We start from the raw sequence: 19,502 nt of genomic DNA on the forward strand, positions 1-19,502 counted from the left end.
GGCCATGTCCGTGCCAGCCGATAGCGTGGAGCCATGCGCTGGCTACACACCTCCGACTGGCACCTGGGCCGTGGCTTCCACGGCCACTCCCTGCGTGAGGAACAGGAACAGATGCTCGAGGCCCTCTGCGCGGCGGTGGCGGAGCATGCAGTCGACGTCGTGCTCATCGCCGGGGACATCTATGACCGTGCACTGCCACCGGAATGGGCGGTGGCCGCCCTGGAGGGCTGCCTGCAGCGCCTGGTGGACGCCGGCGTCCAGGTCGTCATCACGCCGGGCAACCACGACTCGGCCGCCCGGCTTGGATTCGGCCGCGGGCTCATGCGCCGCTCGGGGGTGCACATCCGCAGCTCACTCGAGGACGCCTGGATCCCGGTGGAGTTTCCCGAGCCCTCGGGAGGCACCACGCTGGTCTACGGAATGCCCTATCTGGAGCCGCAGCTCTTCGCACCCGCACTGGGACTGGACCGCGCCCACCACACCGGAGTCACCGCCGAGGTCATCCGGCGCATCTGGGCCGATGTCGAAGCGCGGCAAGCAAAGTATGGAACCGACCCATCCGCTGACACAGCCACAGAGACCTCGACGGACCCAGGGACGGCAGCGGGACCGCTGACGGTAATCCTGATGGCGCACCTGTTCGCCTCTCACGGCGCGGCGAGCGACTCCGAGCGCAACATCGGCGTGGACGTCGCCGCCGGCGACGCCCCCGAACATCACGAGGACACCATCGGAGGACTGACGGTGGTGCCTCTGGAACTCTTCGCAGGCTTCGAGTACGTCGCGCTGGGTCATCTCCACGGGCGGCAGCGGCTCTCCTCGACGGTGCGCTACAGCGGATCACCGCTGCGCTACTCGTTCTCGGAGACCCACCAGGCCAAGGGCGCCTGGCTGTGGGACTCCCGAACCCGAGATCCCGCCCAAGCGCTGGACTGGAGCATAGGCCGTCCCCTGGCACAGCTGGAGGGGACGCTGGAGGAGCTGCTCGCAGAAGAGACGGTGGCCACTCATCGCGACTCATATGTCCAGGTGAAGCTCACCGACAGCGTGCGCCCGGAGCGAGCCTTCCAGCGCGTGCAGGAGAGCTACCCACACCTGGCCGCCTTCGCCCATACCGGCCGGCAGGACTCGGCCCATCGCACCTACTCGGCAAAGGTGGAGCAGGCGCGCACCGATACCGAGGTCATCGAGGGCTTCTTGGAACACGTGCGCGGCGGACGCGGGCCCAGCCCCGAGGAACGGGAACTGATCGACCAGGGTCTTCAGGCGGTCCGCCCATGAAGCTGCATCACCTGACCCTGCATGCCTTTGGTCCGTTCGCGGGCACCGAGCGAGTCGATTTCGATCGACTCGGCGCCGACGGCCTCTTCCTGCTGCGCGGACGTACCGGTGCGGGGAAGACCTCGATCCTGGACGCCTTGACCTTCGCGCTCTACGGGGACGTCCCGGGTCAGCGGGACAGGACGCGGTTGAAGAGCACCCACGCTGGTGCTGAGAGCGAGCCGTTCGTGGAGCTCGAATTCACCCAGGCCGGTCAACGCTGCCGGATCTGGCGATCCCCGCAGCATGGACGTCCGCAGAAGCGGGACCCCAGCAGGGTGCGTGAGGTGGGCCAGCGGGTCACCCTGCATCTGGACCAGGCGGGGGAGTGGCAGCCCTATTCTTCGGGGATCCAGGCGGCCAATGATGAGATCCAGCGACTGCTCGGGTTGGATCTTCACCAGTTCACCAAGGTGATCCTTCTGCCTCAGGGGTCCTTCGCCCAGTTTCTCCATGCCAGCAGCAAGGACAAGCAGGAACTCCTGGAGCGGCTCTTCGACACGGAGCGGTTCACCCTGCTCGAGAGGCACCTGCGGGACCGAGCCAGGGAGTCCGAGCACCAGCTCAAGGAGACCAGCGCCAAGATCGAGCTGCACACGGAGAATCTCCGTCAGGCAGCCCAGGGGTTGCTCCCGGAGGGGTCCGATGAGTCGGACACCGCTGAGCTGGCCGACCTGTCTCAGGATGAACTGCCTGAACGGGTGAGCGAGGCGGTGCGTCGTCGTCGTCTGCTGCTCGCGGCCTCCGCTGAAGCGAGCACCGAGACTTCGCAGCAGTCCCAGGATCAGGACAGCGAGCTGCGCGAGCGGGACGAGGCGCTGCGCCGCTATGCCGAGCACGCGGTGCGCCGCACCGAGCATCAGAAGCAGGCAGCCTCGATCGCCGAGAAGCGCGGGGAGCTGGAGCGTCACGAGGCTGCGAAGCAGGTGTTGGAGTGGTTTGGCGCCGCCCAGGAGGCGGTTCGGGAGCACGCCGGCGCCGTGGAGCGTGCAGAGTCGGGTGCTCGCTCGGCGGCGCGTGAGCTCCAGGAGTTCGCGGAGCTGCAGCCGGAGGACATCAGCACTGTCGAGCTCCTGGACGTCCTGGGTCACCCACGTCTGGAACTGGCCGCGGCTGCGGCCGAAGAGCTTCTCACTCTGCGCGCCCGACTGACCGGGCCGGAGGCCGCCGAACATGAGCGGCGGCATGGGCTTCTGCGGACCCGGCAGGCAGAGTCTCAGCGCGTCGCCGATCAGGCGCGGACCGAGGCCGAGGAGCACGCGAAGGAGCTGGAACGCCTGGCGGCCTCCCGCCAGGAGAAGCAGAACCGGCTGAGAGACCCCGACGTCCTCGAAGCCGCTCGCGATGAGGCCCGGGCCACGTGTGACGAGCTGGTGGCCCGCGAGGAGGCGCAGCGCTCCCGCGATCGTCTGCAGAGCCGTATCGAGCTCTGGGGCTCCCGCGTGACGGAGCGGGAGGATGAGCACCGACGTCTGGAGTCTGCGCATCGCGAGCGGCTTCAGCACTACCTGCGCGACGTCGCGGTGCAGCTCGCGGGAGAGCTCGAGCCCGGGCACCCCTGCCTGGTCTGCGGATCCACTTCGCACCCCGACCCTGCCACTGACAGTGACACCTCGGTGACCCGGGAGCACGTCGAGCAGAGCCAGGCTCAGCTGCAGACCGCCCGGGACGCGGTGAACGAGGCCCGGATCGAACAGCGCAGCATGGCCGATCAGCACCAGGACCTGCTCGCCGGACTCGGCGAACACGCGCAGGTCAGCGTCACGGAGACAGAGCGCAGTCTCGAACACGCTCGGCTCGCCCTGCAAGAGGCGGAGGAACAGCGCAGGCTCCAGCGCTCCCTGCGAGAGCAGCTCGATCAGGACACAGCCCGGGAGCACGAGATGCGCCAGCAGCACGCCCAGGCGCTGCACACCTCGCAGCGCAGCGGCGAAGCGGCAGCCCAGCACGCCGCGGAGATCACCGCGCTCAAGTCGACCCTGAGGAAGCTGCGCGGAAGCTACGAATCCGTCGCCCTGCGCCTGGCAGCGCTGGAGAAGACGCAGGTCGCGGTGAAAGCGGCGCAGAAGCAGATCGAGGAGGCTCAGCTCCAGCAGGCGCACCGGGACCGCGCCCGGCAGGCTGCAGAGCAGCAGCTTCAGGCCTCCGCCTTCGCCGATTCCACCGAGCTCGAGGCCGCCCGGCTCAGCGCGGAGGAGCTCCACGAGCATCGCGCGGCCGTCGACGCCTGGGATGAGCTCGAGCGAGAGTTGGAGTACGAGTCTGTCCAGGAGATCGTTCAGGACGGCAGCCGCCGGCACGAGGCCGGAGAACAACGCCCGGATGCTGAGCAGCTCGCCACCGCGGCGCAGCGGAAGCAGACCGCCGCAGCTCATGCGCAGACGGCTGCCGCGGCGCTGGTGCGCTTCGATGCTCAGCGTGAGGCCCTCGAGGAGCATGCCGACAAGCTCGAGCAGGCTCAACACCACCGGGACACCGTCCTGGTGGAACAGCGCCGCCGAGCCGACCTCGCAGCGACGATCAACGGGGCAGGTGCAGAGAATGGGCTCAAGATGACCTTGACGACCTACGTGCTCGCCGCCCGGCTGGAGCGGGTGGCGGAGGCAGCCACTCGACACCTGGCGACGATGTCGGAGGAGCGCTACCGGCTGATGCACAGCGACGACGCCGCAGGACGAGGTCTGCAGGGTCTGGATCTCAAGGTTAACGACGAACACAGCGACGTCGAGCGTTCCACCTCCTCACTCTCCGGAGGGGAGACCTTCATGGCATCACTGGCCATGGCTCTGGGACTCGCCGAGGTGGTCCAGGCAGAGTCGGGTGGAATCGGGATGGAGTCGCTGTTCATCGACGAGGGATTCGGCTCCTTGGATGAGGACAGTCTCGAACATGTGATGAGCGCCCTGCACAGGCTCCAAGGAGAGGGGCGCCGGGTGGGGCTGGTCAGTCACGTCAGCGAGATGCACCGCGCCATTCCCACTCAGCTGCGAGTGCTGCGGCACCGAAACGGCTCCACCACCGAGATGGTGATCCCGTGAGTCGGCTGCGCGGCTACGGAACTGCGGTCTCTTTCGCCGCGCGCCTGCCCGGCCCGCTTCTTCCCATCGGTGTGATGGCCGCGACGGCTGCGGGCACCGGGTCGATGTTCACCACTGCCACCCTCGTGTGCGCGGCCCTGGTGGGCATGTCCGTGGGCGGACCTGCGGCCAGCCTGTTGGCCTCGCGGGTCGGCGCGCGCAACGTCCTCCTGGTCAGCGCCATCGTCCACGTGCTGATGCTGGTGCTGATGGTCAGCAGCATCGACCGGCTCACCCGCCAGGACACCCTGACCTCCGACGCGGTGATCTACGGGCTGCTGCTCGTCTTCGCGGCCGTCGCAGGCCTGAGTGCACCGGCGACCGCCACCTTCAGCCGGGCGCACCGCTGGGCCCCTGCGACACTACCGACGCAGGCGGATCCCGGCGTGCGGGCAGGGCTTCGGAGCGAAGTCCGCCTGGATGACGCCGCGCTGATCGCGGCGCCCCTGATGGTGGCAGCGCTGAGCTTCGGCGTCGGGCCGACCGCTGGGCTGCTGACTTCTGCAGTTCTGACCGCATCTGCCGTTCCGCTCTTCGCCGTGAACCGCGCCCTGCCCGATGTGGCGTCGATCGAAGCGGCCCGGTCACCGCTCGGCGGGGTCGAACATGCCCAGCAGCTGCTCCTGGAACACCGCGGGCTCGCCCCAGAGGCCCTTCCCGACCGGGTGGGTCTTCCCGCGGAGGTCGAGGAAGAGGCCATGGCTGAAAACCCCCGCTCGAGCGAGGGCTCCGTCGCGTCGGGAGCGGGGTGGGTGCGTGGGCTCCTGGCAGCGGCTCTCTTGGCGGCAGCATTAGGAGGGGTGTTGGGTGCGCTGTGGATCACCGTCCTGGGGTCGGCCCAGATGCTGCCGCGACCCAGCCTGTTCACGGTGCCGATGGGACTCATCGCCGCAGCGTCGGTGCTGGCAGGGCGGGCGAATTCACAGGCCTTCAGCAGTCCGCTCCTGCTGCGCCGGCGACGCCTTCACGTGACAGTGCTGCTGGGGCTCTCCCTGGTGCTTCTGGCCGTGGGCACTCTCGCCTCGACGCCGGGGTCGTTCTTGGTGCTCAGTGCGCTCTGCGTGCTCAGTGCTGTCATGCTCGGTCGATTGAGCGTCGCGCTCTACGCGAGTCTGGGCGCGGGGGCACCGGTCGAGCGACTGCCGCACGCGATGTCGGCAGTCTCCGGGGGACTGCTCCTGGGAGTCTGTCTGGGACTCACGCTCGCCGGCATAGCCGCGGACGAACTCGGCTATGGCTGGTCCACACTGGTGGCCGTCTCTGGAAGTCTCGTGGCCGTCGTCGTGGTGCTCGGGGGTCAGCTCTGGGGAACGCCCGGGCCCGTGGAGCCCCAGACGTCCACACGCAGGGAACCCTGGGCGGGCTCGGCCTGACGGAGAGACCGGGGCTGAGAGTTCGGCAGGACGCGCTCAGGAGGTCTGCAGGAACTCGACCACTGCCGACTTGTAGTCCCGCGAGGTCACCGCGTTTACATGATCCCGGTTAGGGATCTGGACGAAGGTGCCGACGGCGCCTGCCGCGGTGATCAGCGGCACCAGGGATGCTGCCTCGGAAGCGATCTCATCCTGTGATCCGGCGACCACCAGGGTCGGAGCTGCGGGCACGGCTGCCGCGGGGTCATAGGGGTCTGCCGAGAGGCTCAGCAGAAGCTCCACCACGTGCGGCACATTGGCTCCGGGCAGCTTGCCGGCCATGGTCACGACGTTGCGCGTGAGCTCATCGAGCGGTCGGACGCCCTCCTGCACCCAGAGGCGCGCCTGCTTCGGTTCAAGAGCACTCAGCCGGTCATCCGTCGGGGAGCCACCCATGACCAGGTGAGTCACCATCTCCGGATGCCCCGCGCTGAACTCCCAGGCGATCCGGGAACCGAGCGAGTAGCCATGCACGGCCACCGTGTCGTGCCCCTGCTCCTGAAGATGTGTCCTGAGGTCTCGGAGGATGTCGCCGACCCGGACACCTTCTGGGTTCGTCTCCTTGGAGTCCCCGTGTCCGGGAAGATCCGCCGCAATGATGGTGCGGCCGGTCGTGGCCAGCGGGTCAAGCCATCCGGTCTTCACCCAGTTGTAGAGCGTGCTGCTCGCGAAACCGTGGATCAGCAGGACAGGTGGGCCCGTGGGCTCCTGATGCGGCCAGGTGTGCAGGGTGAGACCGGCAGGTGTGCGGACGGTGTCGGGAGCCGGGAACTCGAGGCGAGCCATGGATCAGGGCTCGAGCTGCAGGGTCTTGGCTGTTTCGGCGGTGACTTCGGAGAGCAACGCCGGGTTGTCATTGAGCGCGCGCCCGAAGGAGGGCACCATCTGCTCAAGCTTCGGACGCCAGCGGTCCATCTGTGCCCCGAAGCAGCGTTCCAGCAGGGAGAACATGATGGACGGAGCGGTGGAGGCGCCGGGGGAGGCGCCCAGCAGACCCGCGATGGAACCATCCCGGGCTGAGATCAGCTCGGTGCCGAACTGCAGCACGCCCTTGCCCTTGTCGTCCTTCTTCATCACCTGCACGCGCTGGCCGGCGGTGATCATCTCCCACGCATCGGACCCCGCGTCGGGGAAGAAGTTGTGCAGCTCGTCAAACTTCGCGCTGGAGGACTTCGTGACCTCCTTGATCAGGTAGGTCACCAGGTCGGTGTTGTCCTTGCCGACCTGAAGCATCGGGATCAGGTTGTGCGGGCGGACCGAGAGCGGCAGGTCCATGAAGGAGCCGCTCTTGAGGAATTTGGTGGAGAAGCCCGCGTAGGGACCGAACATCAGCGTGCGGCGTCCTTCCACGAACCGGGTGTCGAGGTGGGGGACCGACATCGGCGGAGCGCCCACCGAGGCAAGGCCGTAGACCTTGGCGTGGTGACGCTCGGCCACCGCCGGATCCGTGCTGCGCAGGAACTTCCCGGAGACGGGGAACCCGCCGAAGCCCTTGATCTCGTCGATCCCGGCGCCCTGCAGCAGTCCCAGGGCACCGCCGCCGGCGCCCACGAAGACGAAGCGAGCACTGGCGGTGCTGCGCTCACCGGTGGCCTTGTCCTTGACCTTGACGTCCCATCGGCCGTCGGAGCCGCGCTTGACCGACTGCACCTCGTGGCCGTAGCGCACCTCCACGCCGCTGCTGTCCAGGTGCGTGGCGAGCTGCCGGGTGAGTGAGCCGTAGTCCACATCGGTGCCGGTGTCGAACTTCGACGCTGCCACCCGCTGGGAGGGGTCGCGACCCTCGATCAGCAGGGGAGCCCACTCGGCGATCTCGGCGTGGTCCTCGGTGTGCACGATGTCGGAGAACAGCGGCTGGGCCTTCATGGCCTCATAGCGCTCCTGCAGGTACTCCGCGTTCTTGTCGCCCCAGACGAAGCTGATGTGCGGCAGGCCGTTGATGAAGGTCCGCGGGGAACCGAGCGTCCCGGCCTTGACCCAATGGGAGTACAGCTGCTTGGACACCGTGAACTGTTCGTTGATCCCCTGTGCCTTCGCAGTGGAGACCTTGCCGTCTGCGCCGCGGGGCGTGTAGTTCAGCTCACACAGCGCGGCGTGACCGGTTCCGGCGTTGTTCCACGGGTCGGAGGACTCCTGCCCGGCCTGGTCCAGTGATTCGAACATGCCGATGGTCCAGTCCGGCTCCAGCTCCTTGAGCATCGAGCCGAGCGTGGTGGACATGATTCCGGCGCCGATGAGCACGACGTCGAACTTCTGCCCTGCGCTGGGCGCATGAGCGCTGGTCGACGATGACTTGGCCACAGAGTTCTCCTTGAGTGTTCCCCCTGACGAGACCCGGGGGTGGTGCGGGGGTATCCGATCAGCGACTCTACCCGCGGGGAGCCGAGCGAATGAAATTCTTTACACAGGCAACGAGTGCGACTATTCGGCGGGAATGATGTTCTTGAAAAGCTCGTGCAGCACCGGAGACATCGGGTAGTCGGTGACTCCGCGCCCCAGCGCAACGCCCGAGATCGGGTGCACCAGGGGAAGGGCCGGCAGGTCCTCGGCCACCAGATCCGAGACCTCCCGGTAGATGTCGTTGCGGCGCTGCTCATCAGCGACGCTGCGGGCGGTGTTGATCAGTTCCCGGACCTGTTCCGAATCGTAGTTGAACTCGGGGGTCTGCTGGGAGAACAGTGGGCCGAAGAAAGAATGCGGCGAGCGGTATCCGCCGTTGCGGCCCAACAGGTGCATCGCCCGCTTGTCGTCTTCGAGCAGCGACTGCACATAGCCGCCGTCCCAGGAGACTGGCTGGGGTCTGATGTTGAAGCCCACGGCGGTGAGATCTCTGGCCACCGAGGCGAAGACCGCCTCGGGACGCGGGAAGTAGCTGCGGGTGGCGTTCATCGGATAGTAGAACGGCAGCGGTTCGCCGTCGTACCCGGTCTCCTCGAGCAGCGCCTGCGCCTCCTCGACGTTGAAGCTGTACCGGGACGCCTCCTCGGACTGCACCTCCAGGGCTGCCGGGGTGAAGTGGTAGGCCGGTCGGGTGCCCTCGAGGAAATAAGACTCGACCAGGGCGTTGAGGTCGATGGCACGAGCGGCTGCCTCGCGCACGTCCCGGTCACCCATGATCGGATGGTCAAGGTTGAAGCCCAGGTACAGCACGGAGAAGGGATCCCGCTGCAGGATCAGCCGCCCAGCCTGCACCAGGGAACGGAGATTGTCGGCGGTGATGTAGTCGTAGACGTCGATCTCTCCGCGCTGAAGCTCGCGCAGCCTGTCGAAGGAGCGAGGCAGCGTGCGGACCGCCACGCGTGGAGCCGGGGGGACACCGTCCCAATAGTCGGTGAAGGCCTCGAGGACCACCTCATCCTCACCCACGTTGACGATCCGATAGGCGCCGGTGCCCATAGGTTCCCGGGCCAGCCGCTCGGGGTCGGAGTCCGAGAGGACCTCCGCCGAGGCGATGCCGAAGGGTGGCATGGCCAGGGCTTCGGGCAGGAACACCAGCCGCTCCTTGAGCGTCAGTTCGACGGTGAAGTCATCGGTGGCCTCCGCCGATTCCAGCAGACAGGCCTCCTCATCCATGAACCCGCCGAAGAGCGACTCGAAGGCCAGTGTGGTCCGCGCTGGACCGTCCTCCGGGAGCAGCTGATTCATCTGTCCCCAGCGCCGAAAGTTCGCGACGACGACGTCGGCCGTGAGCGCGCTGCCGTCGTGGAAGGTCACGCCCTCGCGCAGCGTGAAGGTGTAGCGCAGTCCGTTGCGGCTTGCCTCCCAGTCCGTGGCGAGCAGCGGCGCAGTGGCACCGGTGTCGCCGTCGATCCCCACCAGGGTCTCGAAGACCTGCCGACAGACTCGCTCGGTCTCCGTGTCCACGGCCAAGGCAGGATCCATGGAGACCACCGAGGAGACGGCGGAGAGCACGATGCCCTCTGGCTCGGTGTCCGCCGGGGCTTCGGTGTCGGAGGCAGGGGTGGGGAGGGCGTGCGCGCCCGAGCTGGGACGCTGCAGCACGCCGGCGACCCCGGCCACGCCGAAGCCGCCGAGGAAACGGCGTCGTTCGATGGCTGAGAGCATCTCTGGTCCTTATGCTCGGGGGAGGTGCGCTGGTGGTGCGGGCGGGGGGACTTGAACCCCCACGTCTAAGACACTGGAACCTAAATCCAGCGCGTCTACCAATTCCGCCACGCCCGCTTGAGGTCGCTGGGAGGCTGCTTAGATGGCCCTCCAGCGACCGCTCATTCTACAGGAGATCAGACTGCGAGCTTCTCGCGCAGACGGGCCACGTGGCCGGTGGCCTTCACGTTGTACTGCGCCAGAGTCACGGTTCCGGTCTCGTCCAAGACGATGGTGGAGCGGATCAGGCCCTCGCTCACCCGACCGTAGTTCGTCTTCTCGCCCCAGGCGCCGAAGGACTCCGCCACCGCATGGTCTTCGTCCGAGAGCAGCGGGAAGCTCAACGACTGCTCCTCGGTGAACTTCTCCAGGTCTGTCAACGGATCGGGGGAGATGCCCAGCACCGTGTAGCCGCCGGCGGCGAGCGAGGACAGCGAATCCCGGAAATCACAGGCCTGCGTGGTGCAACCCGGGGTGGAAGCCTTCGGGTAGAAGTACAGGACAACCTTCTGCCCCTGCAGCTCCTTCAGGCTCACCGTGTCGCCGCCGGTGCTGGGGAGGGTGAAGTGCGGGGCCGAATCGCCAGGTTCAAGTCGGGTCGTCATCGGGGTCCTTTCAACGGGGTGGCTGATGCGTGCTTGTCAGCCTATCCGTAGACTGGAGCTCCGACGCCCCCGTGAGAGTCGAGGCACCCATGGTCATCACCACCGAGCGCAGCAGGCCGGAACAGCACCTGGTGAACGCTCTGCGTGCCACATTTGATGCCTCCGTGATGAACTTCGGTGCCTACAACATCCTCTGCACCACCGACCTGGGGCCCTCCTCGGGTGAGGCCGAGTCCTCCGGGGAAGATGAATCCCTGGAATCGACTCGGGCGCCGAATGAGAGGTCCGAGACCCTGCTGCTGGTCGGCTACCGGCGGGAGCCCGTGGAGATCGTGCTCTGCCCGGTGAACCTGCAGGAGGCGCTGGACCGCGTGGAGGTGCTGCGTCGAGCTGAACTGCCCGGGGCGGCCACAGCGCTGATACCCACCTTGGTGAACCTGACCAACCTTGCGGGGATGGCCACCCGAGACAATCTCGTGGAGCTGGCACTCTCGACGGGCAGACGGGTGACGCTGGACCTGCACGGTCAGGTCCGTCTTGAGAAGTTCCCAGACGTCGTGCTGCATCAGCGCAAGGACGTCGATGACTTCTTCGAGTTCATCGACTACTTCATGGACACCGTGGAGAAGATGGACGCGGCCTGAGGCAGCAGGGCTGAAGCCCCGTCCCGACGGTCGAGTCCCCGGCCATCGCCGAAGCGAGGTGGACACGAGAAAGACCGCCGACCCACGAGTTGAACTCGCGGGCCAGCGGTCCGATCCTGAAGACAGCGTCCGCGTGATGCACAGTGGGCCCCTCGGGACTTGAACCCGAAACCTGCAGATTAAGAGTCTGATGCTCTACCACTTGAGCTAGAGGCCCTGAATCGCAGACGATGTCTCCATTTCGCCGCCCGCCTCATCAGCAGGGCAACGACATAAAACTCTAGCACCCGGTCAGCGGGCACGCCAATCGATATCCAGTGATCGTGGTCTCACGGCGAATCCGCAGTTCTCGAGCAGAATCCACCAGCCCGGAGAGCGCCCCTCATGGTGTGCGCCATGAGGATCAGCCCTCAGGACGCGTGAGGATTCGTCGCCCAGGACAGGAGCACGGTACTGTATACCGGTCCGCCATTGTCCCTGCAGACGCATGCCGTGCGAACGGCAGGCTGAAGCGGCGTGGTCGGGAGATCGGGGTGTAGCTCAGCTTGGTAGAGCGCGCGCTTTGGGAGCGTGAGGCCGCAGGTTCAAATCCTGTCACCCCGACAGCAGACGATCCACCAGTCATCGATCAGGAGCCCCACACGTGGTCAAGAGCACCGTAGAAAATCTGAACCCGACCCGCGTCAAGCTCACCGTAGAGGTGACTTCCGAAGAGCTTGAGCCAAAGATCAAGGCTGCTTATAAGAGCATCGCCGAGCAGGTTCAGGTCCCGGGCTTCCGCAAGGGCAAGGTCCCCGCGGCAATCATCGACCAGCGCGTCGGTCGCGAATATGTGATCCAGCAGGCCATCAATGACGGTCTGAACGACTTCTACCAGCAGGGTCTGGCCGAAGCGGAGATCACTCCGCTCTCCCGCCCCGAGGTCGAGATCGACGAGATCCCCGACGTCAAGACCAACGAAGGCACATTGAAGTTCAGCGGCGAGCTGGACGTCAAGCCGGTCATCGAGCTCCCGGACTACTCCGGCCTCGAGGTCGAGGTGGAGACACGCTCCGCCGATGATGCTGCGGTACAGGAGCAGCTCGATGAGCTGCGTGGCCGTTTCGGCACGCTCAAGGACGTCGAGCGCCCCGCCGCGCACGACGACTTCGTGACCATCGATCTCGTCGCCAAGGTCGGAGAGGAAGAGGTCGACACGGCTTCGGGACTCTCCTACCAGGTCGGCGCCGGCACCATGCTTGAGGGCATCGACGAGGCCCTCGAGGGCCTCTCTGCCGGCGAGGACGCCACCTTCGAGACCACCCTTGCCGGCGGCGATCACTCCGGTGAGACCGCGTCCGTCAAGGTCACCCTGCAGGCGGTCAAGGAGCGCGAGCTTCCCGAAGCGGACGATGAGTTCGCCCAGATGGCGTCGGAGTTCGACACCATCGAGGAGCTGCGCGCCGATCTTGCCTCCAAGGCCGAGGAGAACCTCGTCGTGGAGCAGGGCGTCGAGGCTCGCGACAAGGTCCTGGAGAAGCTCATGGAGCTCATCGAGGTCCCCGTGCCCGATTCGGTGGTCGCCGAGCAGGTGGAGCAGCACTTCACCTCCCAGGGCCACGAGTCCGGTGACGATCACGACACTGAAGAGCACCGCGAAGAGATCTCGAAGCAGACGGCAGATGCCTTCCGCAACGAGCTCGTCCTGGATGAGATCGCCCAGAAGGAAGAGATCGGCGTCGAGCAGAGCGAGGTCATCGAGTACATCGTCTCCACCGCCTCGCAGTACGGCATGGAGCCGAACCAGTTCGCGCAGATGCTCGACCAGGCCGGCCAGGTGCCGATGATCATGGGCGAGGTCCGTCGTCGCAAGGCTCTGGCCAAGGTGCTCGAGCTCGCCGTCGTGAAGGACACCGAGGGCAACACCGTTGACCTGACCGACTTCGTCACCCCCGCCGGTGACGAGGATGAGTCCGGCGAGGCGGAGCCAGTCGAGGCTGAAGCTTCGGAGTCCGAAGCGGCTGAGACCGAGGCTCCTGAGGCTGAGGCCACCGAGGACACCAAGCAGAACTGACACTGAACTGTCACAGAAGAAGGGCTTCACCGTCACGGTGGGGCCCTTCTTCGCGTGATGGACTTCGCTGGCAGTTGAACGCGTGTGCCAACAGCGAACAGTCCCGCGCCGGGGGCTCGCCAGCCCCGGCACAACCAGTAATGTTCTTGGCGAGGGCACTGCCAGTGCCGACCCAGCTTGACCCACCAGTGGAGGATGAGTCCATGACCCAGAACCTGCCGAGCATGTCCACCGTGGACCCTGCGTCCCGCGACGACTACATCTACAACCGTCTGCTCAAGGAGCGGATCATCTGGCTCGGTTCAGAGGTCCGCGACGACAACGCCAACACCATCTGTTCTCAGATGCTGCTGCTCTCCGCCGAGGACCCGGAGCGAGACATCACGCTCTACATCAACTCCCCGGGCGGCTCCGTGACCGCGGGCATGGCCATCTACGACACGATGAAGTTCATCCCGAACGACGTCGTCACCGTGGCCACCGGCCTGGCCGCCTCGATGGGGCAGTTCCTGCTCTCCTCGGGCACCCCCGGCAAGCGATTCGCCACTCCGCACGCGCGCATCCTGATGCACCAGCCTTCCGGCGGCATCGGGGGCACCGAGTCGGACGTCCGGATCCAGGCGCAGCTGATCCAGCACATGAAGCAGGTCATGGCCGAGCTGACTGCAGAGCAGACCGGCCAGAGCCTCGAGACCATCCTTCGGGACAACGCCCGTGACAAGTGGTTCACCGCTGAAGACGGCCTCGCCTACGGCTTCTTCGACAAGATCGCCAAGCGGTCTTCCACCGTCTCCGGCGGCGGGGGCCTCTGATCCCGCACGGGAGAAGAACACCGTCTGCCAGCGTTTCGCACCAGGACCACAGGAGCACATCTGACATGAACCTCTTTGACAACTCGGCACCCGGCCTCCCCGCTGCCCAGCCCAGCGCGCCGACCATGCCCGACTCCCGCTACATCCTGCCCTCCTTCGAGGAGCGCACCCCGTATGGCTTCAAGCGTCAGGACCCCTACGCGAAGCTCTTCGAGGACCGCATCGTGTTCCTGGGCAGCCAGGTCGACGATGCCTCGGCCGACGACATCATGGCTCAGCTGCTGGTGCTGGAGTCCATGGACTCGGAGCGGGACATCACGCTCTACATCAACTCCCCGGGCGGATCCTTCACCGCGATGACCGCCATCTACGACACCATGCAGTTCGTGCGACCGCATATCCAGACGGTCTGCCTGGGTCAGGCTGCCTCCGCCGCGGCCGTGCTGCTCGCCGCGGGGACCCCCGGCAAGCGCCTCGCGCTGCCGAACGCCCGAGTGCTGATCCACCAGCCGGCAGTCGGCGGCACCCAGGGCACCGCCACCGACCTGCAGATTCAGGCCGATGAGGTGCGCCGGATCCGTGACTGGATGGAAGAGGTCCTTGCCGACCTGACCAAGAAGTCCAAGGATGAGATCGCCGAGGACATCGACCGCGACAAGTTCCTCTCCGCCGCCGGCGCCAAGGAATACGGCCTGGTCGACGAGGTTCTCGCCTCACGCAAGTTGCCGGTCTGACCCAGGGCCTCGGCGCGTGAGGCTTCTGAACAGATCACGCGCCGCTTCACATATGACTCGATCGGGGACGTTCTTCACGGACGTCCCCGATCGTGTCAGTGCCCTGAAGTACCCTAGATACGAACCACACATCAGGTCTTGAGGGGATTGCACATCCATGGCACGCATAGGTGAGAGCGCAGATCTGCTCAAGTGCTCATTCTGCGGAAAGAGCCAGAAGCAGGTCCGGTACAAGCTGATCGCTGGACCGGGCGTCTACATCTGTGACGAGTGCATAGAACTGTGCAACGAGATCATCGAGGAGTACCTCAACGAGGTGCAGGAGCCCGATGACTTCGAGCTGCCCAAACCTCGGGAGATCTACGATTTCCTCGACGAGTACGTGATCGGCCAGGACAAGGCCAAACGGTCCCTCTCCGTGGCGGTGCACAACCACTACAAGCGGATCCAGGCCACCGGCTCGGCGAAGAAGACCACCTCCCTGGAGAAGGGCCCGCTGGATGATGTTGAGATCGGCAAGTCCAACATCCTGATGGTCGGTCCCACCGGTTCGGGCAAGACCTATCTGGCCCAGTCGCTTGCCCGAAAGCTGCAGGTTCCCTTCATCGTCGCCGACGCGACCAGCCTCACCGAGGCCGGGTATGTCGGTGAAGACGTGGAGAACATCCTGCTCAAGCTCATCCAGGCCGCCGACGGTGACGTCAAGAAGGCCGAACAGGGCATCATCTACATCGACGAGATCGACAAGATCTCCCGCAAGTCAGAGAACCCCTCCATCACCCGCGACGTCTCCGGCGAGGGTGTCCAGCAGGCGCTGCTGAAGATCCTCGAGGGAACCGTGGCTTCGGTGGCTCCGCAGGGCGGGCGCAAGCACCCGCAGCAGGAGTTCATCCAGATCGACACCTCCAACATCCTCTTCATCGTTGCCGGCGCCTTCGCCGGGCTGGAGGAACTGATCGAGTCTCGAGCCGGCCGCAAGGGGATCGGTTTCGGTGCGCCGCTGTCCACCATCACCCGTGGTGAGGCCAGCTATGCCGATGTCGAGCCCGAGGACCTGCACAAGTTTGGCCTGATTCCCGAGCTCATCGGGCGCCTCCCCGTCATCGCGACGGTGGAGCAGCTCGACGCTGCCGCGCTCACCGATATCCTCACCAAGCCCCGCAACGCCCTGGTGAAGCAGTATCAGAAGATCTTCGCGATCGATGGGGTCGAACTGGAGTTCACTCCTGAGTCGCTCGGGGCGGTGGTGGAACAGGCTGAGCTGCGTGGCACCGGTGCCCGCGGTCTGCGGTCCATTCTGGAGAACGTGCTCGGCCCGGTCATGTTCGAACTTCCCTCTCGGGATGACATCGCCACCGTGACCATCACCGAAGCGGTCGTGCGTGAAGGTGCCGATGCGGAGCTGGTGACGCTGACCGAAGCCAAGAAATTCCGCAAGAAATCCGCCTGACCTGGACTTTTCCTCCTTGGATTGCCTGGCTATTTCCTGGGAGTCAGCTGAGGTGTAGTCTCTCTCTCACGTATGGCTCAGGTCACATTCAGTGGCCCGGCACCGTCGCCGGGTGACGAGAGGCGGCAGATTCATGGGTGGTTCTTTTGGCACCCCACACGGAGGGCGCCCAGCTCGAGTGGTGGGCGCCGCACTCGCGGCAGGCCTCCTGCTGAGCGGATGCTCTGGGGAAGAGGACGTGCCCGTCCTCACCTGGTATATCAACCCCGACGACGGCGGTCAGGCCACTCTCGCGCAGCAGTGCACTGAGGAGGCCGAGGGTGCCTACCGGATCGAGACCTCGCTGCTTCCTGCAGATGCGCCCTCACAGCGCGAGCAGCTGGCTCGGCGCCTGGCAGCAGGAGACGACTCTCTGGACATCATGTCGTTGGACCCTCCGTTCATCCCCGAACTTGCTGAGCCGGGATTCCTTGCGCCAGTCCCAGACGAAACCGCAGAGGCCACCACCGAAGACACCCTGGAGGGTGCCCTCGCCGGAGCGATGTGGAATGAAGAGCTCGTCGCCGTCCCGTTCTGGGCCAACACTCAGCTGCTCTGGTACCGGGAATCGGTGACCGAGGAGGCGGGACTCGATATGGACGAGCCCGTCACCTGGGATCAGGTCATCGAGGCTGCCATGGAGCAGGACAAGCTGCTGGGCGTGCAGGGCACGCGAGCGGAGTCCATGACGGTCTGGCTCAATGCTCTGGTGGAGTCGCAGGACACGTCGATCCTGGTCGATCCCGAAGCGCGGGCCGTGGACCTGGAGACCAACTTCGACACCGCAGAAGGAGAGAAGGCCGCCGACATCATCGGGACCATCGGCACCGAGGGTCTCGCCGGACCGGGGGTCGCGTCCATGGACGAGAATCAGTCCATGCTGCTCTTCCAGGGAGACAACGGCTCCTTCATGGTGAACTGGCCGTTCGTCTGGGCCGCGACCAAGGCCGCAGTCGACGAGGGCGTCCTGGAGCAGGATCTTCTCGACGACATCGGGTGGTCGCAGTACCCGCGTGTGGACGAGGACACCGCATCCGCGCCGCCGCTGGGCGGGATCAACCTCGGCGTCGGTGCAGACTCGGAGAACCAGGACCTGGCCTTCGATGCGATCGAATGCATCGTCCAGCCGGAGAACCAGACCGAGTACTTCATCACCAATGGCAACCCCCCGTCCTCGGAATCGGCCTACGACGATGAGGCCCTGGAAGAGGATTATCCGATGGCCGATGCCATCCGCGAGGCCCTCGCCAATGCCGCCCCCCGACCCCAGACTCCGTTCTACAACGAGATCTCCACGGCCATCCAACAGGAGTTCACGCCCATCTCTGGGGTGCGAGAAGACAGCACGCCGGCAGAGACGGATTCCTTCATCGTTGAAGTCCTCAGAGGGGAGCGTCTCCTGTGACCACCGCACCAGAGACATCACGGCGGCAGAAGCGCGAGATCAACGGATCGTCCCGGCCGCGAGGCGGGACAGGCAAGAAGAGCAACCGCGCGAAGTCCGAGGCCCGGCTGGGCTGGCTGATCGCAGGCCCAGCATTCTTCATCATGCTCTCGGTGACCGCCTACCCGATCGCCCAGGCCGTCTACGACTCCCTCTTCTCCTTCCGGCTCACCGCACCGGACGATCGATCCTTCGTCTTCCTGCAGAACTACCTCACGATCTTCTCCGACGTCGAAGTCTTCTGGCAGGCACTGGGCGTGACGCTCTTCGTCACCGTGGTGACCGTGGCCGTGGAGCTGGTCCTCGGCTTCGGCCTGGCCCTGGTCATGCACAAGGCGCTCAAGCGGATCCGCGGAGCGCTGCGCACAGCGATCCTCGTGCCCTACGGCATCATCACGGTGGTCTCGGCCTTCGCCTGGTACTACATGTTCGACATCAACTCCGGGTTCGTGAACAACTGGTTCAGCTGGGTGCCGGGGATCGACAGCGATCTTGATTGGTTCGCCAACTTTCCCACCGCCATCACCATCATCATGGCCTCCGAGATCTGGAAGACCACGCCGTTCATCGCGCTGCTGCTCCTGGCAGGTCTGGCTCAGGTCCCCGACGAGCTTGTCGAGGCCGCGAAGGTGGACGGTGCCAGTTGGCGCCAGCAGATGACGCGGGTGATCCTGCCGAACATGAAGGCGGCAATCATGGTCGCGGTGCTCTTCCGAGCCCTGGACGCCTTCCGCATCTTCGACAACGTCTTCATCATGACCAATGGGTCGGCCAATACCGAAGTGCTCTCCCTGCTGGCGTACAGGACCTCGATCGGACGCCTCGAGATCGGCCTGGGCTCCGCGGTCTCGGTCATTCTGTTCATCTGCGTGCTGCTGATCTGCTTCATCGCGATCAAGTTCTTCAAGGTCGATCTGGCCAGCGGCACCGATGCCAAGGGAGGGAAGTGACCATGGCCTCCAATGGGAAGCTCACCGGCAGGCAGCGGCTCGGGTGGACGGTGCTGACCGTCGTCGTGCTGCTCTACGCGCTGTTCCCCGTGGCCGCGATCCTGGCCACGAGCTTCAAGACCCAGGCGGATCTCGGCAATGCGTCCTTCCTGCCGTCAAGCTGGACCTGGGAGAACTATCAGATGATCCTCGTCGGCGACGCGCAGGGATTGTTCCTCACGGCGCTTCGCAACTCGATCGGCATCACCCTGATCGCGACCTTCATCGCGGTGGTGCTGGCGACGCTATGTGCCTACGCCATCGCCCGACTGGACTTCCCTGGCAAGAAGATCATTCTCGGTTCCGCGCTGGCGGTCTCGATCTTCCCCGTGATCTCGGTGGTCACCCCGCTGTTCAACCTCTGGCGGAACATCGGGCTCTACGACACCTGGCTGGGTCTGATCATCCCGTATCTCTCACTGACGCTTCCCATCTCCATCTGGACCCTGGCGGCCTTCTTCCGGCAGATCCCCTGGGACCTGGAGCAGGCGGCGCAGGTCGACGGCGCGACCCAGTGGCAGGCCTTCAGGCGCGCCATCGTCCCGCTGGCCATGCCCGGAGTCTTCACCACCGCGATCATCGCGTTCTTCATCGCCTGGAACGACTTCGTCTACGGGATATCACTGACCTCCACCGAAGCCGCCCGTCCGGTGCCGGCGGCCCTGGCGTTCTTCACGGGGGCCTCCCAGTTCGAGGAACCCACCGGCGCGATCTCGGCTGCCGCCATCGTCGTCACCATTCCCGTCGTCGTGCTGGTGCTGCTCTTCCAGCGACAGATCGTCTCCGGACTGACCCAGGGCGCCGTCAAGGGCTGAGTAG

Annotated in this window: 15 protein-coding genes and 3 tRNA genes; 12 read left to right on the forward strand and 6 right to left on the reverse strand. The window is 65.6% G+C overall.

The window, feature by feature from the left end:
- Window positions 1-33: 33 nt before the first annotated feature.
- Genes H4W26_RS00505 through H4W26_RS00515 form a run of 3 tightly spaced genes read left to right on the forward strand, consistent with a single transcriptional unit; the run spans window position 34 to window position 5,770 of the window.
- Window positions 34-1,281 carry an exonuclease SbcCD subunit D gene (locus H4W26_RS00505; RefSeq protein ID WP_192590250.1) on the forward strand — a complete coding sequence of 416 codons (1,248 nt, stop codon included), beginning with the start codon at window positions 34-36 and terminating at the stop codon, window positions 1,279-1,281.
- The gene (locus H4W26_RS00510) at window positions 1,278-4,358 is read left to right on the forward strand and encodes an AAA family ATPase (protein ID WP_192590251.1); all 3,081 of its coding nucleotides are present in this window, start codon (window positions 1,278-1,280) and stop codon (window positions 4,356-4,358) included. Before H4W26_RS00505 ends, H4W26_RS00510 begins: the two co-directional genes overlap by 4 nt.
- Entirely contained in the window at window positions 4,355-5,770 is a 1,416-nt protein-coding gene (locus H4W26_RS00515; RefSeq protein WP_192590252.1) for a hypothetical protein, read from the forward strand. The genes H4W26_RS00510 and H4W26_RS00515 overlap by 4 nt, the downstream gene beginning before the upstream one ends.
- Before the next feature lie 36 nt (window positions 5,771-5,806).
- Here H4W26_RS00515 and H4W26_RS00520 read toward each other — a convergent pair whose 3' ends face one another.
- The 5 genes from H4W26_RS00520 to bcp form a co-directional block, all read right to left on the reverse strand.
- Complete coding sequence (locus H4W26_RS00520) at window positions 5,807-6,595, reverse strand: alpha/beta fold hydrolase (protein WP_192590253.1); 789 nt, start codon at window positions 6,593-6,595, stop codon at window positions 5,807-5,809.
- Window positions 6,596-6,598: 3 nt separating this feature from the next.
- Window positions 6,599-8,110: a malate:quinone oxidoreductase gene (locus tag H4W26_RS00525; RefSeq protein WP_192590254.1), complete on the reverse strand. Its 1,512-nt coding sequence runs from the start codon at window positions 8,108-8,110 to the stop codon at window positions 6,599-6,601.
- 120 nt (window positions 8,111-8,230) lie between these two features.
- Window positions 8,231-9,874 carry an ABC transporter substrate-binding protein gene (locus tag H4W26_RS00530; protein WP_192590255.1) on the reverse strand — a complete coding sequence of 548 codons (1,644 nt, stop codon included), beginning with the start codon at window positions 9,872-9,874 and terminating at the stop codon, window positions 8,231-8,233.
- A 33-nt stretch (window positions 9,875-9,907) separates the two neighbouring features.
- Window positions 9,908-9,991 (reverse strand) — tRNA-Leu (locus H4W26_RS00535).
- Between the two features lie 59 nt (window positions 9,992-10,050).
- Complete coding sequence (gene bcp / locus H4W26_RS00540) at window positions 10,051-10,518, reverse strand: thioredoxin-dependent thiol peroxidase (protein WP_192590256.1); 468 nt, start codon at window positions 10,516-10,518, stop codon at window positions 10,051-10,053.
- Window positions 10,519-10,607: 89 nt separating this feature from the next.
- Here bcp and H4W26_RS00545 point away from each other — a divergent pair, with 89 nt between their 5' ends.
- Window positions 10,608-11,162 (forward strand): hypothetical protein, encoded by a 555-nt coding sequence (locus tag H4W26_RS00545; protein ID WP_192590257.1) that lies wholly within the window; start codon window positions 10,608-10,610, stop codon window positions 11,160-11,162.
- A gap of 144 nt (window positions 11,163-11,306) precedes the next feature.
- Here H4W26_RS00545 and H4W26_RS00550 read toward each other — a convergent pair.
- Window positions 11,307-11,379 (reverse strand) — tRNA-Lys (locus tag H4W26_RS00550).
- Window positions 11,380-11,691: 312 nt separating this feature from the next.
- Between H4W26_RS00550 and H4W26_RS00555 the strand changes: the two genes are divergently transcribed.
- From H4W26_RS00555 to H4W26_RS00590, 8 genes are all read left to right on the forward strand, one after another.
- A tRNA-Pro gene (locus tag H4W26_RS00555) sits at window positions 11,692-11,765 on the forward strand.
- Window positions 11,766-11,805: 40 nt separating this feature from the next.
- Entirely contained in the window at window positions 11,806-13,215 is a 1,410-nt protein-coding gene (gene tig / locus H4W26_RS00560; RefSeq protein WP_192590258.1) for a trigger factor, read from the forward strand.
- Window positions 13,216-13,418: 203 nt separating this feature from the next.
- Window positions 13,419-14,027 carry a ClpP family protease gene (locus H4W26_RS00565; protein ID WP_192590259.1) on the forward strand — a complete coding sequence of 203 codons (609 nt, stop codon included), beginning with the start codon at window positions 13,419-13,421 and terminating at the stop codon, window positions 14,025-14,027.
- A gap of 65 nt (window positions 14,028-14,092) precedes the next feature.
- The gene (locus tag H4W26_RS00570) at window positions 14,093-14,761 is read left to right on the forward strand and encodes an ATP-dependent Clp protease proteolytic subunit (protein ID WP_192590260.1); all 669 of its coding nucleotides are present in this window, start codon (window positions 14,093-14,095) and stop codon (window positions 14,759-14,761) included.
- A 157-nt stretch (window positions 14,762-14,918) separates the two neighbouring features.
- The gene (gene clpX, locus H4W26_RS00575; protein WP_192590261.1) at window positions 14,919-16,211 is read left to right on the forward strand and encodes an ATP-dependent Clp protease ATP-binding subunit ClpX; all 1,293 of its coding nucleotides are present in this window, start codon (window positions 14,919-14,921) and stop codon (window positions 16,209-16,211) included.
- Window positions 16,212-16,344: 133 nt separating this feature from the next.
- Window positions 16,345-17,655 carry an extracellular solute-binding protein gene (locus H4W26_RS00580; protein ID WP_192590262.1) on the forward strand — a complete coding sequence of 437 codons (1,311 nt, stop codon included), beginning with the start codon at window positions 16,345-16,347 and terminating at the stop codon, window positions 17,653-17,655.
- 38 nt (window positions 17,656-17,693) lie between these two features.
- Entirely contained in the window at window positions 17,694-18,644 is a 951-nt protein-coding gene (locus H4W26_RS00585; protein ID WP_192591928.1) for a carbohydrate ABC transporter permease, read from the forward strand.
- Between the two features lie 2 nt (window positions 18,645-18,646).
- Window positions 18,647-19,498, forward strand: coding sequence for a carbohydrate ABC transporter permease (locus H4W26_RS00590; protein WP_192590263.1), 852 nt, complete (start codon window positions 18,647-18,649; stop codon window positions 19,496-19,498).
- Window positions 19,499-19,502: the final 4 nt, after the last annotated feature.

The organism is Nesterenkonia halotolerans, from assembly GCF_014874065.1.
GTDB classification, from domain to species: domain Bacteria; phylum Actinomycetota; class Actinomycetes; order Actinomycetales; family Micrococcaceae; genus Nesterenkonia; species Nesterenkonia halotolerans.